This is a genomic window from Variovorax sp. YR566 (assembly GCF_051992195.1).
GTDB lineage: Bacteria > Pseudomonadota > Gammaproteobacteria > Burkholderiales > Burkholderiaceae_C > Variovorax.
Window position 1 is genome coordinate 6,063,008 of sequence record NZ_CP197092.1, and the last position, 15,616, is coordinate 6,078,623.

General features: G+C 66.9%; 17 protein-coding genes. 14 read left to right on the top strand and 3 right to left on the bottom strand.

The window, feature by feature from the left end; all coding sequences use genetic code 11:
• Positions 1-79: 79 nt before the first annotated feature.
• Positions 80-1,306 (top strand): ABA4-like family protein, encoded by a 1,227-nt coding sequence (locus ACTG4X_RS28305; protein ID WP_440532489.1) that lies wholly within the window; start codon positions 80-82, stop codon positions 1,304-1,306.
• Between the two features lie 7 nt (positions 1,307-1,313).
• Here ACTG4X_RS28305 and ACTG4X_RS28310 read toward each other — a convergent pair whose 3' ends face one another.
• A complete protein-coding gene (locus ACTG4X_RS28310; protein ID WP_440532490.1) occupies positions 1,314-1,976 on the bottom strand; it encodes a MarR family winged helix-turn-helix transcriptional regulator in 663 nt (220 codons plus the stop codon).
• 171 nt (positions 1,977-2,147) lie between these two features.
• Between ACTG4X_RS28310 and ACTG4X_RS28315 the strand changes: the two genes are divergently transcribed.
• From ACTG4X_RS28315 to ACTG4X_RS28375, 13 genes are all read left to right on the top strand, one after another.
• Entirely contained in the window at positions 2,148-3,173 is a 1,026-nt protein-coding gene (locus ACTG4X_RS28315) for an ABC transporter substrate-binding protein (protein WP_093179234.1), read from the top strand.
• Between the two features lie 28 nt (positions 3,174-3,201).
• Entirely contained in the window at positions 3,202-4,290 is a 1,089-nt protein-coding gene (locus ACTG4X_RS28320; RefSeq protein ID WP_097198165.1) for an ABC transporter ATP-binding protein, read from the top strand.
• Complete coding sequence (locus ACTG4X_RS28325) at positions 4,287-5,138, top strand: ABC transporter permease (protein ID WP_093057394.1); 852 nt, start codon at positions 4,287-4,289, stop codon at positions 5,136-5,138. Before ACTG4X_RS28320 ends, ACTG4X_RS28325 begins: the two co-directional genes overlap by 4 nt.
• Positions 5,135-5,926, top strand: a complete 792-nt coding sequence (locus ACTG4X_RS28330; protein ID WP_093057393.1) for an ABC transporter permease — start codon at positions 5,135-5,137, stop codon at positions 5,924-5,926. The genes ACTG4X_RS28325 and ACTG4X_RS28330 overlap by 4 nt, the downstream gene beginning before the upstream one ends.
• A gap of 39 nt (positions 5,927-5,965) precedes the next feature.
• A complete protein-coding gene (locus ACTG4X_RS28335; RefSeq protein ID WP_440532491.1) occupies positions 5,966-6,790 on the top strand; it encodes a polysaccharide deacetylase family protein in 825 nt (274 codons plus the stop codon).
• The gene (locus ACTG4X_RS28340) at positions 6,787-7,536 is read left to right on the top strand and encodes an SDR family NAD(P)-dependent oxidoreductase (RefSeq protein ID WP_426390157.1); all 750 of its coding nucleotides are present in this window, start codon (positions 6,787-6,789) and stop codon (positions 7,534-7,536) included. The genes ACTG4X_RS28335 and ACTG4X_RS28340 overlap by 4 nt, the downstream gene beginning before the upstream one ends.
• Positions 7,537-7,549: 13 nt before the next feature.
• Positions 7,550-8,302: an SDR family NAD(P)-dependent oxidoreductase gene (locus ACTG4X_RS28345; RefSeq protein ID WP_440532492.1), complete on the top strand. Its 753-nt coding sequence runs from the start codon at positions 7,550-7,552 to the stop codon at positions 8,300-8,302.
• A 21-nt stretch (positions 8,303-8,323) separates the two neighbouring features.
• Positions 8,324-9,700: an amidase gene (locus ACTG4X_RS28350; protein WP_440532493.1), complete on the top strand. Its 1,377-nt coding sequence runs from the start codon at positions 8,324-8,326 to the stop codon at positions 9,698-9,700.
• A 165-nt stretch (positions 9,701-9,865) separates the two neighbouring features.
• A complete protein-coding gene (locus ACTG4X_RS28355; RefSeq protein ID WP_440532494.1) occupies positions 9,866-10,657 on the top strand; it encodes a fumarylacetoacetate hydrolase family protein in 792 nt (263 codons plus the stop codon).
• A gap of 77 nt (positions 10,658-10,734) precedes the next feature.
• Positions 10,735-11,007 carry a hypothetical protein gene (locus tag ACTG4X_RS28360; RefSeq protein ID WP_093057387.1) on the top strand — a complete coding sequence of 91 codons (273 nt, stop codon included), beginning with the start codon at positions 10,735-10,737 and terminating at the stop codon, positions 11,005-11,007.
• Positions 11,008-11,200: 193 nt separating this feature from the next.
• Positions 11,201-13,291: a TonB-dependent siderophore receptor gene (locus ACTG4X_RS28365; protein ID WP_440534434.1), complete on the top strand. Its 2,091-nt coding sequence runs from the start codon at positions 11,201-11,203 to the stop codon at positions 13,289-13,291.
• Between the two features lie 139 nt (positions 13,292-13,430).
• Complete coding sequence (locus tag ACTG4X_RS28370) at positions 13,431-13,811, top strand: hypothetical protein (RefSeq protein WP_440532495.1); 381 nt, start codon at positions 13,431-13,433, stop codon at positions 13,809-13,811.
• Positions 13,812-13,853: 42 nt separating this feature from the next.
• Complete coding sequence (locus tag ACTG4X_RS28375; protein ID WP_440532496.1) at positions 13,854-14,447, top strand: response regulator; 594 nt, start codon at positions 13,854-13,856, stop codon at positions 14,445-14,447.
• Here the strand turns inward: ACTG4X_RS28375 and ACTG4X_RS28380 are convergent.
• Positions 14,392-14,691 (bottom strand): hypothetical protein, encoded by a 300-nt coding sequence (locus ACTG4X_RS28380; RefSeq protein ID WP_143696749.1) that lies wholly within the window; start codon positions 14,689-14,691, stop codon positions 14,392-14,394. The two genes, ACTG4X_RS28375 and ACTG4X_RS28380, sit on opposite strands and share 56 nt — an antisense overlap.
• Before the next feature lie 20 nt (positions 14,692-14,711).
• Entirely contained in the window at positions 14,712-15,518 is an 807-nt protein-coding gene (locus tag ACTG4X_RS28385) for a response regulator (RefSeq protein WP_097198156.1), read from the bottom strand.
• Positions 15,519-15,616: the final 98 nt, after the last annotated feature.

Below are 15,616 nucleotides of genomic sequence, written 5' to 3' on the forward strand. Positions count from 1 at the left end.
GCTGGCGTTTTTATCTAAACACTGTCAAGATTGCGCCATGCCAATCCTGGCGAGCCACATTTCTTGCTGGAGGCCGTGCATGTTCGACTCACTTTTCAGCGCAGGCAGCACCGTCGCCCTTCCTGCCTGGGCCGCGCTCGGCGCAGCCCCGTGGCTCGGGCGTGCCAAGCCGGTGATATGGGCAACGACGGGCATCGTCATTCCCGTCGGCCTCGGGCTGGCGTACTGGTGGCTGATGGCGACGTACTGGTCCGCGGCCGGTGGCGGCTACAGCTCGCTGTCGGCGGTGCATGCGCTGTTCCAGCATCCGGGCCTGCTCACCGCCGGATGGTTCCATTACCTCGCCTTCGACCTGTTCGTAGGCACGTGGATCGCACGCGAGGGAGAGCGCGCGGGCATCGCGCCGGTGCTGCTCATTCCTTGCTTCGCTCTCACCTTCCTGTTCGGGCCAGTCGGCCTATTGGCCTTCCTGGCGCTGCGGGTCGCGCCCGCATGCATGGCGCTGGCGCGCGAAGTGCATCGGCGGCAACCTCAGCTGGCCTGGTTCGGCGGCCTGCTGCTCGCAGTGATGGTGCCTGCCCTCGTGGCTGCTTGGCTCGATCCGCGCACGCTGAACGGCGTAGGCGTATGGGTCAAGCCGTTGAAGTTCATGGCTTCGGTCAGCCTGTATGCATTGACCACTGCATGGCTGCTCGGCGACCTGCCGCGCGAGCGGCGCGGGGGCCGCATCGAACGCGCGGTTGTCGCTGTGGTGATCGCCACGGGCGTCTTCGAGGTCGGCTACATCACGCTGCAAGGTGCCCTCGGGCAGGCCTCGCATTTCAATGAAGACTCGACCTTCCACATCGTCATGTACAGCCTGATGGGTGTGGGTGCGCTGTCGCTCAACGCCACGGCATTGCCGCTCGCGTGGCTATTCGCGCGCCACGGCGACGCGCTGGCGGCTCCTTACCGGCTGGCCGTGGTGCTGGGGCTGGTCCTGACCTTCGTCGCCGGAGCGGGCGCAGGCATCGCGATCAGCCAGCACGGCGGATCGACCATCGGCGCCATCGCAGGCGGCACAATGCTCCCCCTGTTCGGCTGGTCAGCCACCGGCGGCGATCTGCGCGTGCCGCACTTCCTCGGCGTGCACGCACAGCAGCTGCTGCCGCTGGCGGGCGCACTCATCAGCGTGTCGCTCATGCCATGGGGCCGTGCGGCAGTCTGGCTCCTGACGGGCCTTTACGCGGCGCTGATTCTGCGTATGTTCAGCCTGGCCTATGCGGGCGTGCCGCTGATTGCGCTCGGCGTTCAGGCCGCGACATAGCTCTCGGTCAGTCGCTCTTCGTGCGCAACGCCTGGCCGGGCTCGGGGCCAGTCTCGGGCGCATTGCCCGTCATCATCTGGCTCAGCAGGCTCGAGAGCACGTCGCGCTGCGGCGCATCGAACATGCGCAGCAAATGCAATTCGGCTGCCGCGTGGCGCGGCATCGCTTCATCGGCCAGGCGAATGCCCTTGGCGGTTAGCTTGACCAGCACGCCGCGGCCATCGTTCGGATCGATCGAGCGCTTGATCCAGCCCTCCTTCTCAAGCCGCTTCAGCAGGTTCGACAAGCCACCCGAAGTGAAGAGCAGCGTGCTCTGCAGGCGCGACGGCGACAGCCTGTAGGGCGCGCCCGCCACGCGCAAGGTAGCGAGCACCGCGTACTCCTGGTACTTCATGCCGAAGGGCTCCAGCACCTGGTTCAGCGTGCGCAGTACCACCTCTTCGAGCCTCAGCAGCCGGCCGACCACGGACTTGCCGCTGCTGTCGATGTCAGGCCGCTCGCGCCTCCATTGCTGGATGCCGCGCTCGACCAGGTCGGCGCCGCCTTCCATCGGCGCTTCATCGGCCGGTGCAACGGGCTTGGCGGCCTCAGCGGCCTCAGCGGCATCGTCGCGATGCCTTGCATCGCCTTGGGGCGGACGTCGATTCGACGCTTCTTTTTTTTGCGGCATGACGTGCTTTCCATCCAGGTTGATGCCCATGCGCTGCCATTGTGGTGCGGCGCGATGGCGCGGGTTGGTCCCTATCTTAAATGCCTTGCATTTATCTTTTATGAAAGATAAAGTGAATTCCAATGCAGCCATCCGGCCCTTCGTTCCGGGTTTTCCCCACAGGAGCTCTTCATGAAAACCATGTTCTCGCGCTGTCTCGTTTCCGGCTTGGTGGCCGCTCTTTTCGCAGGCGCTGCACAGGCCGAGGAGCTGGTGGTCGGCATCTTCGGCGGCTCCTTCGCCGACGACTCCAAGACCTGCCACATTGCGTCGTTCGAGAAGAAGACCGGAGCCAAGGTCGCGCTCAAGCTGGGCAGCTCCTCGCAGTTCGCGGCCGCGATCCGCGCGACCGGCGGCAAGTCGGACTTCGACGTGGTCTACATCGACAACTCGCTCGCCGCGCAGCTCAAGAACGAGAAGCTGCTCGAGACCATCGACAAGAGCAAGCTCACGAACGCCGCCGAAGTGTCGCCGCGCGCACTCGACAAGGACGGCCAGTACGTCGTGTTCATGACCGGTGCGACCGTCATCGTCTACGACACCAAGCAGATCAAGACACCGCCCACCTCCTGGTCCGACCTTGCAAAGCCCGAGTACGACGGCAAGCTCGCCATCGGCGACATCAGCGGCACCTCGGGCTCGCAGTTCCTGATGGCGCTCAACCGCATGAAGGGCGGCACGCTCGCGAACATGGACGCGGGGTTCACGGCCATCAAGCCGATCGCGAAATCGTCGGTCACGCTCTACACGCAGGCCGACCAGATCGTGTCGCTCTTCGAACGCCAGGAGATCGCCGCCGCCGTGTGGTACCCCGACCGCGCCGGTTCGGCCATCGACAAGGGCCTGCCGCTGGCCATCGTCTATCCGAAGGAAGGCGCGGTGGGCATCCTGCCTGCGCTGGTGATCCCGAAGGGCGCGAAGTCGCCTGCGCTCGCGCTCAAGTACATCGACGAGGTGCTGTCCAAGGAAGGCCAGACCTGCTTCGCAGAACGCAAGTACGCGGGCCCGGTCAACACGCAGGTCAAGCTCAGCGACAAGGCCGCGAAGATCGTTCCCTACAAGGAGACTTTCGACAACCTCTGGTTGCCCGACCCCGAGGCCGTGGCGAAATCGCTGCCGGAATGGACCAAGCGCTGGCAGCGCGAAGTGGCTCGCTGAGCCGCCGCAACCTCCAGGACCGAACGACATGCCGGCACTCACGCTCGACCGCCTCGAGAAACGCTACCCGGGCCACATTGCCGCACAGTCCGTGTCGCTGTCAGTGCACGACGGCGAGTTCATCTCACTGCTCGGCCCTTCGGGCTGTGGCAAGACCACCGTGCTGCGCATGGTGGCCGGCCTGATCGAGCCGACGGGCGGGCGCATCCTCGTCGACGGCCGCGACGTCACGGCGCTGCCCACCAACAAGCGCAACATCGGCCTGGTCTTCCAGTCGTACGCACTTTTCCCGCACATGAGCGTGTTCGAGAACGTCGCGTTCGGCCTGCGCCGCCAAGGCCTGCAGGGCAGCGAATTGAAGCAGCGCGTCGACCAGGCGCTGGCCAGCGTGCGGCTTTCCGCGCTCGGCGACCGACTGCCGCGCCAGCTCTCCGGCGGCCAGCAGCAGCGCGTGGCCGTGGCACGTTCGATCGCGCCGCGCCCCAGCATCCTTCTTTTCGACGAACCGCTGTCGAACCTCGATGCCTCGCTGCGCGACGAGATGCAGATCGAGCTCAAGCGCCTGCAGCGCGAAGTGGGCATCACCACGCTGTTCGTCACGCACGACCAGGGCGAGGCGATGTCAATGTCCGACCGCGTGTGCGTGCTCGCGCACGGCCTAGTGCAGCAGTTCGACACGCCCGAGGCCATCTACCACCGCCCCGCCACCGGTTTCGTCGCGAGCTTCATCGGCCGCCCCAACCGTCTCGCGGGCCGCGTGGTGCGCTCGCCCGAAGGCGCGGCTGCAGTGCAGTTGAACGATGGCCCGGTGCTTGCGGCCACGGCTGCCGATGGCATGGCACAGGGCACGGCGGTCGACGTGGTGGTACGCCAGGAGGACATCCGCTTCGCCGACGCGGCGGCGTCGAACGGCCCGACGCTCTCGGGCCGCGTGGCCATGCGTTCCTTCGTCGGCTCGCGCGTGCAATATCTGCTGGCCTTCGGCAGCACCGAGCTCATCGCCGAGGCGCTCACCAATGGCCCGCACGCCGGCCTGGCGGTCGACGCGCCGGTGCGGGTGAGCGTCGAGCCGCAGCACGTGTACGTGACACCCACGGCAAGCCAGGCCACCGCATGACGCCGCGCAAGATCACCGGCACTCTGCTGGCGTCGCCGCTGCTGCTGCTCCTGCTGCTGGCATTCGTCGCGCCAGTGCTCCTGATGGTGCCGCTGAGCCTGCACCCCTACGTGCCCGGCACCGGCATCGCCGCCGGCTGGACGCTCGAGAACTACACCAGCATCCTCACCGACGAGTACTACCGCGAGGTGGTGGTGCGCACGCTGGTACTGGGCTTCGGCGTCACCGCCATCTGCCTGCTGCTGGGCTACCCACTGGCCTACTACATCGCGAATGCGGGCCCGAAGATGCGCCTCACGCTCACCATGCTCGTCATCTTCCCGATGCTGCTGAACCTGGTGGTGCGCTCCTTCGGCTGGATCGCGTTGCTCGCCAACCGCGGGCTGGTGAACAACCTGCTCATCGACATCGGCCTGATCGAGCGGCCGATCAAGATGATGTTCAACCTGTTCGGCCTGCTGGTCGGCATGTCGCACATCTTCCTGCCGTTCATGGTGCTTATGCTGGTGCCGGCGATCCAGGCAATCTCCAAGGACGTGCAGGCGGCCGCGTACACGCTGGCCGCAAGCCGGCTGCGCGTGTTCTGGTCGATCACGCTGCCGATGAGCGCGCCGGGCATCCTGTCGGGGTCGATCCTGGTGTTCGTGCTGACCATCAGCGCACTGGTCACGCCACGCATGCTGGGCGGGCCCACCTACAAGGTGATGGCCACGCTGATCTACGACGACTTCCTGCAGACGCTCGACTGGCCCGCAGGCGCCGCGATGTCCTTCGCGCTCACCGCGCTCACGCTGGTGGTCATCGGCCTGTCGAGCCGCGTGCTCAGGCGCTGGGGAGGCAACGCATGAGCATCGAAGGCAAGAAGGCGCCGTTCCTCGCGGCCACGGCCATCGCGGTGGTCGTGTTCCTGCAGATTCCCGTGCTGGTGGTAATGCTCGCGGCCTTCAGCAAGACGGCCTACCTCACGATCCCGCCCAAGGGCCTGACCTTCCATTGGTTCGAGGTGGTGCTGCGCGACCCCGAGTACCTCAGCGCCGCCTGGACCAGCCTGTGGCTCGCCGCCGCATCGACCGCCGCCGCGCTGGTGCTGGGCCTCATTGCCGCCTACGCCATTCACCGCCGCATGGTGCCCGGCGCGGGTGCGCTCACCTCGCTCTTCATGGCGCCGCTGATCCTGCCTTCGGTGGTGCTCGGCGTGGCGCTGCTGCAGTACTACACGATGACCGGCCTGCGCGGCAACTCGCTAGGCCTGTGGCTCGCACACGTGGTCATTACCGTGCCCTACGTGGTGCGCGCGAGCCTGGGCAGCCTGTCGGCGGTCGACGAGTCGCTCGAGGACGCGGCGCGCGTGCTGGGAGCCGACGGCTTCACGAGCTTTCGCCTGGTCACGTTGCCGCTGGTGAAGCCCGGCCTCGTCGCTGGCGGCCTCTTCGCCTTCATCACCTCGCTCGACAACGTGCCGGTGTCGGTGTTCCTGCTCTCCGCGAGCCAAACGACGCTGCCCGTGAAGATCTTCACCTCGGTCGAGCAGGGCGTGGACCCGAGCGTGGCCGCCGTCTCCACCCTTCTGATCGTAACCACCGGCGTCGTGCTGCTGCTGGCCGAGCGATGGACGGGCTTCCACAAGCACGTCTGAGCACCCCGCTTTCCACCTCATTCGCCAAGGAGTTTCTTGATGCCGACCACGAGCAAAGGCTTCCCGCTCATGCTGACCTTCGACCTCGACGCGGAGACCATGTGGACCGGCCGCGACCCCGCCAACGCGCAGCGCCCCATCCTCATGTCGCAGGGCGCCTACGGCTGGAAGGTCGGCATGCCGCGCATCCTCGCGCTGCTGTCGCGCTACGACATCAGCGCCACCTTCTTCATTCCCGGCGAAGTGGCCGACAAGCACCCGGACCTGGTTCGCGAGGTGGTCGACAAGGGCCACGAGGTGGCGCACCACAGCTACAGCCACCGCTGGATCGTCAACCTCAGCCCCGCCGAGGAGCGCGAGGAGATGGAGCGCGGCATGGAGACGCTCACCCGCCTGGCCGGTACCCGCCCACGCGGCTGGCGTTCGCCGGCGGCGGAGTTCAGCAGCATCACGCTCGACCTGCTCAAGGAGTACGGCTTCGACTACTCGTCGAACTTCTTCGATGACGATTCACCCTACCTGCTGGAAATCGGCGGGCAGCGCACCGACATCGTGGAGCTGCCCTTTCGCTGGGTGCTCGACGACGCGCCCTTCTTCCAGTACTCGATCACCCTGCCGGGCCGCACGCTGCAGGCGCCCTCTGCCGTGCTCGAGGCGTGGACGAGCGAGTTCGACGTGCTCTACGCCGAAGACCGGATGATGATGGTCGGCATGCACCCGCAGATCATCGGCCAGCCATCGCGGCTCAAGGTGCTCGAAGGGCTCATCGAGCATGCGCTGGCGCACTCGGGTGTGTGGATCGACCGCTGCGACCGCATCTCCGACGACATGCGCCCGCGCTTGAAGGCGGCGGTCAAGGCATGACCACCGCCTTGCGTTTCGTGGTGAGCGGCGGCGCGAGCGGTATCGGCTTCGCGGTGGCACGGCTCGCGGTGGAACGTGGCGCGCGCGTCGTACTGCTCGACCTTGATGCGCCACGGCTGCAGGCATGTGTCGCGGCATTGGGCGACGCAGCGCTGCCGCTGGTGTGCGACGTGACCGACGCACCGGCCGTGAAGGCCGCGGTAAACCATGCCGCCCAGTGGCTCGGCGGTATCGACGCGCTGGTCAACTCGGCCGGTGTCGATTCGCTGAAACCGCTGGAGCAGACCGACGACGCCGAGTGGGCCCGCACGCTGGCCGTCAACCTCACGGGGCCGATGCTGATGTGCCGCGCCGCCATGCCGCACCTGCGCGCGGCGGGCGGCGGCAGCATCGTCAACATCGCGTCGGGCGCAGGCCTGCGGCCGCTGCCGAACCGCACCGCCTACTGCGCCACCAAGGCGGCCGTCATCATGTTCGGCAAGGCACTGTCCATTGAAGCGGCGGCGGACGGCATCCGCGTCAACGCTGTGTGCCCCGGCGCCATCGACACGCCTCTGTTTCGCACCAGCTACGAGCACAGCGACGACCCGGCACGCACGCTCGACGAGATCCGCCAGCGCTATGCACTGGGCCGTGTCGCCGCGCCCGAGGAAGTGGCCGAGGCCGTGCTCTACCTGAGCGGCGCGGGTGCCAGCTACATCACGGGCACCGCGCTGGCCGTCGACGGCGGGCGCACCTTCCACTGAAAGATCAGATGCCATGAGCTTCGACCATCGCATCGCAGTCGTCACCGGAGGCGGCCAGGGCATCGGTGCCGCCACGGTGCTCGACTTTCTGGACCAGGGCGCGCGCGTCGCCGTGCTGGATCTCGACTGCAATCCACTCGCGCAGCAACTCGCGACCAGGCCCAAAGTCGCCGCGCGCTGCCTTTGCGTGACGGGTGACTGCACCGATGCCGCCGTCGTCGCGGCCTTCTTCGACCGGGTTGAAAAGGAACTTGGCCCGGTCGACATCCTGTTCAACAACGTGGGCCAGAGCGCGCGCGAACGCGGTGGCCTGTTCACCGAATCGGACGAGGCCGTGTGGCGCTTCGTCATCGAGGTGTCGCTGCTCACGACCATGCGCGCCGCGCGCCGCATCGCGCCCGGCATGAAGGCGCGCGGCTTCGGGCGCATCGTCAACATGAGCACCGACGCAGCCTTTGCCGGCGACGTGGGCCTGGCCGATTACGCCGCCGCCAAGATGGGCGTGGTGGGCTTCACGCGCTCGCTGGCGCGCGAACTCGCGCCGCACGGCGTGACCGTGAATGCGGTGTGCCCCGGCGCCATTCGCACGCGCGCGCACGACAGGCTGCGCCCCGAGGTGCTCGCGAAGATCGTGGCCGACACGCCCGCCGGCTTCGTCGGCTCGCCCGAGGACGTGGCCGCCACGGTGCGTTTCCTCGCGAGCGACGAAGCGCGCTTCATCACCGGCCAGACGCTGCTGATCGACGGCGGCCGCTGGATGCTCTGACCGCTTTTCAAGGACACGACCATGGACCTGATGGACCACAGTGCACGCGAGCTCGCCGCACTGATCCGCACCAAGGAAGCCTCGCCCGTGGAGGCGGTGCGCGACGCGCTCTCGCGCATCGAGGCGCGCCGCGAGCTCAATGCCTTCATCACCGTGACGGGCGAGCAGGCGCTCGAAGCCGCGCGCCGCGCCGAAGCCGCCGTGATGGCCGGCGAGACGCTCGGTCCGTTGCACGGCGTTCCGTATTCGGTGAAAGACCTGACGCTGACGGCCGGCGTGCGCACCACCATGGGCTCGGCAATCTACGAAGACTTCGTGCCGAAGGAAGACGCCGTGGCCGTGGCGCGCGCCAAGGCCGCTGGCGCCATCCTCATCGGCAAGACGACCACGCCCGAGTTCGGCCACAAGCAGGTGGCGACCGCACCGATCTTCGGCCGCACGCTGAACCCGATCGATGCGCGCTACACGCCCGGTGCGTCGAGCAGCGGAGCGGCGGTGGCGATAGCGGCTGGCCTCGGCTCGCTCGCGCTCGGCACCGACGGCGGTGGTTCCATCCGCATTCCGGCTTCGTGCTGCGGCATCGTCGGGCTCAAGGCCACGCTGGGCGTGGTGCCGAACCTGCAGGCGCCCGACCTGTTCTCGGCCAATTCCTTCACCGGTCCGATGGCACGCGACGTGGCCGACACGCAGTTGCTGTTCGATGTCATCAAGGGCTTCGACGCGCGCGATCCCTATGGGTTGGGCGGGCCGGTGCCGCAGCGTGCGATGCCCATGTCGCTGCGCGGCCTGCGCGTGGCGTGGTTGCCCACGGCGGGCAACCCGATCGACCCCGAAGTCGAGGCCGTGACGACGGCCGCCGTGCAGGCGATGGAACGCGAAGGTGCCATCGTCGAAACCGTGCAGCTGAACTTCGTGGCGCTCGAACGCCACTTCCTCGTGGTGCTGCAGTCGATGCTGGCCGCACGCGTGGGCGCCAACCTCGAGCGCTTCGGCGACCGGCTGGACGCCACGCTGATCGACGCCGTGCAAAAGGGCCGCCGCCACAGCGCTGTGGACCTGCACGACGCCACCTTCGCCAAGACCCGCTGTTTCACTGAATTGCAGACGCTCTTCAAACGCTTCGACGTGCTGGTGTCGCCCACCGTCTCGGCGCCGCCGTTGCCCATCGACATGGACGTGAGCGGCGAAGTGGAGATCGGCGGCCGGCCCGCCGGCACCATCCGCGGCGCCTGGTATCCGTACACCTACCCGATGAACCTGACGGGCCATCCCGCGCTCTCGATGCCCTGCGGCAAGAGCGCGATCGGCCTGCCCATCGGGCTGCAGCTGGCGGGCCGCTGGTACGACGACGACCACCTGCTGGCCATTGCACGGCTGGTGGAGCGCGCGCTCGGCTGAAGTTTTCTTCTCTTCCGCCTCGCGCACGAGGCCTGGCGGGCGCCAGGTGGGTTCTGTCCTGTTTTTGCGTAGATGCGTACGGTTGGGCAGCAGTTCGCCGTCCCAGAATGAACCGGCCGTGCGGGGTACGGCACGCGCATTTCTTCATAGAACAAGGAGACCCTCATGATCACTTCCCGTCGCGGCCTGCTGGCCGGTTCCGCCGCCATGGCCACGGGCGCCATTGCCGGCTGTGCATTGCCCGCAGGCGCAAGCCGCACGCAGGCAACGCCTTTCGATGTCGCCGCATCGACCATCCCGATCGTGGGCAGCGAGCAGGTCTATCCGGTGCGCCGCATCTACTGCATCGGCCGCAACTACGAGGCCCATGCGCGCGAGATGGGCTCGGACCCGAGCCGCGAGCCGCCCTTCTTCTTCCAGAAGCCGGCCGACGCGATCCAGGTCGTGACACCCGGCGTGGTGGCCGACCACCCCTATCCCACGCTCACGAAGAACTACCACTACGAAGTGGAGCTCGTGGTGGCGCTGGCCAAGGGCGGGCGCAACATCCCGGCGAGCTCGGCGCTCGACTACGTGTACGGCTATTCGCTCGGTCTCGACATGACGCGCCGCGACCTGCAGCGCGAGATGGGCGACCAGAAGAAGCCATGGGAAATCGGCAAGAGCTTCGACCATTCGGCGCCCATCGGACCGATCTACCCAGTGGCGAAGGTCGGGCACTTCACCGACGGTGCGATCTGGCTCAAGGTGAACGGGCAAACGAAGCAGAGCGCCACGCTCAAGCACATGATCTGGTCGGTGGCCGAGCAGATCAGCCGGCTGTCGCAGGCCTTCGAGCTGAAGCCGGGCGACATCATCTACTCGGGCACGCCGGAGAACGTCGGGCCCGTGGTGCGCGGCGACCTTATCGAAATCCACATCGACCGGCTGCCGGAGCTGTCGGTGCGGATCGTCTGAGGGCGCGGAGGCCGTCGCACCATTTTTCCTACCAGATTGGTGCCGATCATCGGGGCTCCTGCATCTCCAGAGCCACCATGTCCCAGCCTCCGCAAGCCACCTACATCGACGACCTGCACGCCCCGCAGGTGTTCGCGGACGAAGTCTCGGGATACTGGGTCAACGCGGGCTGCGTGCACATCACCTTCGATGCCAGCCGCGTCGACCACAGCTCCGACCGGTGCCCGGTCCATCGGGCCGCCGTGCTGCGCGTGACGCTGCCGATACCCATTGCACAGGTGCTCGCGGTCAGCCTCTATGACTTCCTGAAGCAGCGCGGGCTGGCGCCGGCGCCTGGCAACGGGCACTGACGAGGGCAAGCAGCACCCGGCGGCGGGTAGCCTCCAAGATTTCTCCGAGATTCAACTTTAAAATGAGAAGCATTCTTATTTGCGAAGTGAGTCAACGTTGAATCCTGGACGCCAGAACACCGCCGGCACCGTCACGGTCCCCTCCCCCACCTCATTCAGCCGCAGCGCATTCGGCCCGCCCGCGCGCGCCACGCTGCTGGTGCTGTGGGCGGCCGCCCAGATCGGCCGCGCGCATGCACAGGAGGTGCAAAACAAAGAAACCTCTTCGCTGCCGACCGTCACAGTCACAGCCGAATCGCAGGACGACTCGCAGCAGCACCTCGGCGCCAAGGTGAGCAGCGGCGCGCTCGGTGCGCGCTCGCAGCTTGAAACGCCCTTCTCCACCACCGTCGTGACCAGCGAGGACATGGCCGAGCGCCAGGTGTCGAAGCTGGGCGACGTGTTCGCACTCGACGCGTCGGTGTCCGACAACAGCGGCGCCTACAGCAGCTGGGCCAGCTACATCACGGTGCGCGGCCTGCCGCTGGACTGGCAGAACGCCTACCGCATCAACGGCCAGCCCTTCCTGAGCTACGCCATCACCATGCCCTACGAGCACTTCGAGCAGATCGAGCTGCTCAAGGGTTCGTCGGGCTTCATGTACGGCTTCGGCTCGCCGGGCGGCATCGTCAACTACGTGACGAAGAAGCCGACCGACACGCCGGTGCGCAGCATCGAGGTCGGCTACAAGACCGCCGGCATCTGGAGCGAGCACGTCGACCTGGGCGGGCGCTTTGGCACCGACGACCGTTTCGGCTACCGGCTCAACGCCACGCACGAGGAAGGCAAGACCTACAACGACGGCAACATCCGCCGCGACTCGGTGTCGCTCGGGCTCGACGCGAAGCTCACCGACAAGCTCACCTGGACCTTCGACTCGCTCTACCAGAAGCGCACCTCCACCGGCCAGACGCCATCGATCTACCTGGGCAGCTACACGGGCACGAGCCTGCCGTCCACGATCAGCGCCAACAACGCAAGCCTGGTGGGCCCTGGCCAGCACCTGGCCACCGACTTCAGGCTCTATTCGACCGGTCTGCAATACCAGCTGTCGCCCGACTGGACGCTCAGCACCAGCTACAGCCACAGCAGCGCCACGCGAAGCCGCAACGAAGGCATCTCCTACCTGCAGGACGCCAGCGGCAGCTACGACGACTACCGCTCCGACAGCGAAGAAGGCCACCGCTTCAACCAGTGGCAGGCCATGGCCACGGGCAAGCTGCGCACCGGCGACTTCGAGCACCAGGTGACGCTGGGCGCGTCGTGGCAGAAGCAGGTCAACTACTACAGCAGCAACGCCGTCTACCAGCTGGTGGGCACCGGCAGCATCTTCGGACAGAACACCAACAGCTACAACAGCGTGACGAACCTCACGCCCTACCGCAACAGCGACATCACGCAGCGCGCAATATTCGCGAGCGACACGATGAAGCTGTCCGAGAAGTGGTCGGTGCTGGCCGGCCTGCGCAGCACCACCTACGAACAGGTCGGCTACGACACCACCGGCCTGCAGAACTCCACCTACCGAAAGAGCGGCGTGATCACGCCCACGCTGGCGCTGATGTACAAGCCCGCGCCCGACACCACGCTGTACACCAGCTATGTCGAATCGCTGGAGCCCGGCAGCACGGTGAACAACCTCTACGCCAACGACGGCGCGCTGCTCAACCCGCTGAAGAGCCGCCAGTACGAACTGGGCGTGAAGACCGAACGTGAACGCTGGAGCGCCACGGCCGCGCTGTTCCGCATCGAGCGCGGCGCCGAATACGCCAACAGCTCCAACGTGCTGGTGCAGGACGGCCAGTCGATCTACCAGGGCCTGGAGCTCGGCGCTTCCACGCGGCTGGGCTCGCAGTGGCAGATCGGCGGCAACCTGATGCTGCTCGACAGCTCCTACGAGCGCGGCAGCAGCTACGTCGGTAACCGCGTGGCGGGTGCGCCGAAGCTGGTGGCAACGGCGCAGGTGTCGTACACGGTGGCGCAGGTGCCGGGCCTCAAGCTGTCGGCCGACATGAAGTACACGGGCAACACCATGCTGAACGCGGCGAACCAGCTGACCGTGCCCGGCTACACCATCGCCAACATCGGCGCGAGCTACACGACGCGCATCGGCGGGCGCAACACGACCTTCCGCGCGGCCATCAACAACGTGGCGAACCGGAAGTACTGGGAATACCAGTACGACAACTACATCAAGCCCGGCGACCCGCGCACCTTCAGCCTGAGTGCCAAGCTCGACTTCTAGGCCTTCTCGCAGTCTCTGCTTCCTTGGCCGGCCGCCGTCTTCGACGGCGCGCCGGCTTTTGGATTTCTGCGGCGGCCGATGGCCGTCGGGGGAGCCGTCATCCAATTTTTCTCCCCCTTTGAAGTTCACGATACGGGTCATGAACACCACCCCGCATCGCAACCCGCACGGCGCATCGCACGCGCTGCGCTTCACCGGCCTGCCGGCGTTGGCGCATGCGGATCGCCACTTCCCGGAATTCACCATGCAAGCACGCTGGAGCAGAACACAGCCCGCCCTCGCCGCTGCGCCGCGGCTGAAGAAGTCCTTCTGGCTGCCGCTTCTCGCGGGCCTGCTGGCCTTCGGCGCGCTGGCGTTCGGCGTCCTCGTGGCCGCGAGCGACACCGGCTGCGCAGCGCGTGAAGCCGGCGCTTCGGGCAACTACAGCCAATCGACGCTCGCACCGATCACATCGGCCGGCGGCAGTTGCAAGCGCAAGCAGGAGCCCGGCCGTCTAGAGCATCCGAAGACGATGCTTTAACACGCCCACTTGCGACAGCCCACTTCAGAAGAAAGCACATCCGTGTTCGATACCAAGCTGCCCGGTGGCGCCTCGCGGGTGTTCCGGCCACAGCCTTTCTTCAGTGCGCTTGTAGTGGAAAGCGATCCCGCCGTGGCGAGCCGCCTGAATAGCGTCCTGGGGGTCCTCGCGCCGGGACGGTGCGTGGTGCTTGTGCCCACGCGCGAAGAGGCCGATGCGATGCTGGACACGCTGTCCTTCGACCTGGTGTTCGTCGACATGCAGCTCTATCCGATCGGCGACGGCGCATCGCTGATCGCCGACGTGCGTGCAGTACAGCCACGCGCCCGGATCATTGCCCTGTCGGACACGGACGACCGGGATCTGGCCCTGTCCGCATTCGCCTCCGGGGCGACGGGCTACCTGCTGAGCGAGGCGGAAGACGCCGAGATCGCCTACGCGTTGCGCGCCCTGACGAGCGGCGGCGCCGTGCTGGACCCGCGCGTGGCGCGCCACGTGGTGGCCATGTTCGCCGAGACGCTGGCGGAGCCAATCCGCACCAGCGACTTCCACGCGGACGGCGCCTTCCGCAAGCTCGAGCTCAGATCCCTGACCCCGGCGATTCCCGAGGGAACACGCCCCGGTCTTCCAGGCTGACACCGACACGAAGGCGCTTCCTCTCGCGCGGCAGCTCGTGCTCGACGATGCAACGCCGGGCAAGGAGGAACGCCAGCCGCCGGGCATCCCAGGCCAGGAACATCGCCAGCAACGCGACGTCGCACACGGCCAGCGCGATCAGGGTGCGCCAGTCCCACAGCCAGTCGAACGAAGTCATGAGTCGGTAGAGGTGATGAATGCGAAGCCCCGAGATTGCGGTCTTCGCATTGCCTGCGAATTTCACCGTGTTACGGTGATCGCGGTTCAGGCTTCGCGCGTGCGCGTTACGGCGGGCACGAACATGTAGCCCTCGTTGCGCACGGTGCGGATCAGGTCGGCGCGCGTCTCGCCGGAGGCCAGCTTGCGTCGCAGGCGGCTGATCTGCACGTCGATGGCGCGGTCGTACGAATCGCTCTCGGCGCCGAGCGCGTACTGCACCAGCTGGTCGCGCGTCAGCACCCGCCGCGGGTGCTGCACCAGCGCGCGCAGCAGGCGGAACTCGCCGTCGGAGAGGTCCACCGGGCGGTCTTGCGGGTCATGCAGCAGCCGGGTTTCGAGGTCCATGCGCCAGCCTGCGAAGTACAGCACCTCGGACTGCTGCGCTTCTTGCGCCGCAGGCGTGCCAGAAGGCGGCGGCACGGATTGTTGCGCCGGCAATCCGACAGCGGCCGCATGCGCAGTGCGGCGCAGCACGGTACGGATGCGCGCCAGCAGTTCGCGCGGATTGCAGGGCTTGGCCAGGTAGTCTTCTGCGCCGATCTCCAGGCCCACGATGCGGTCGATGTCCGTGCCCACGGCCGACAGCATGATGACGGGCGGCCCGCCGATGCGCTGCAGCTCGCGCAGCGCGCTCAGGCCGTCTTCGCCGGGCATCATCACGTCGAGCACGATCAGCGCGTAGTCGGCCTGCGCGAGCCGCTCGCGCATCTCCGCGGGATGGCCGGCCGCATCGACATGGAAGCCGTGCTTCTCCAGGAAGGACGCCACCAGGCTGCGGATGCCGGCGTCGTCGTCGACGATGAGGATTCGGGTAGACAGGTTCACGTTACGGCGGATCGGGTAGCGGATCATAGGCCGGGCGCGGCCTCCGCCCGAAGCCCCGCGAGCCTTGAAATAATTTGCAATGCGCTGAAATCCGGCTGCAACATCCGCTTCACAGACTCGTGCGC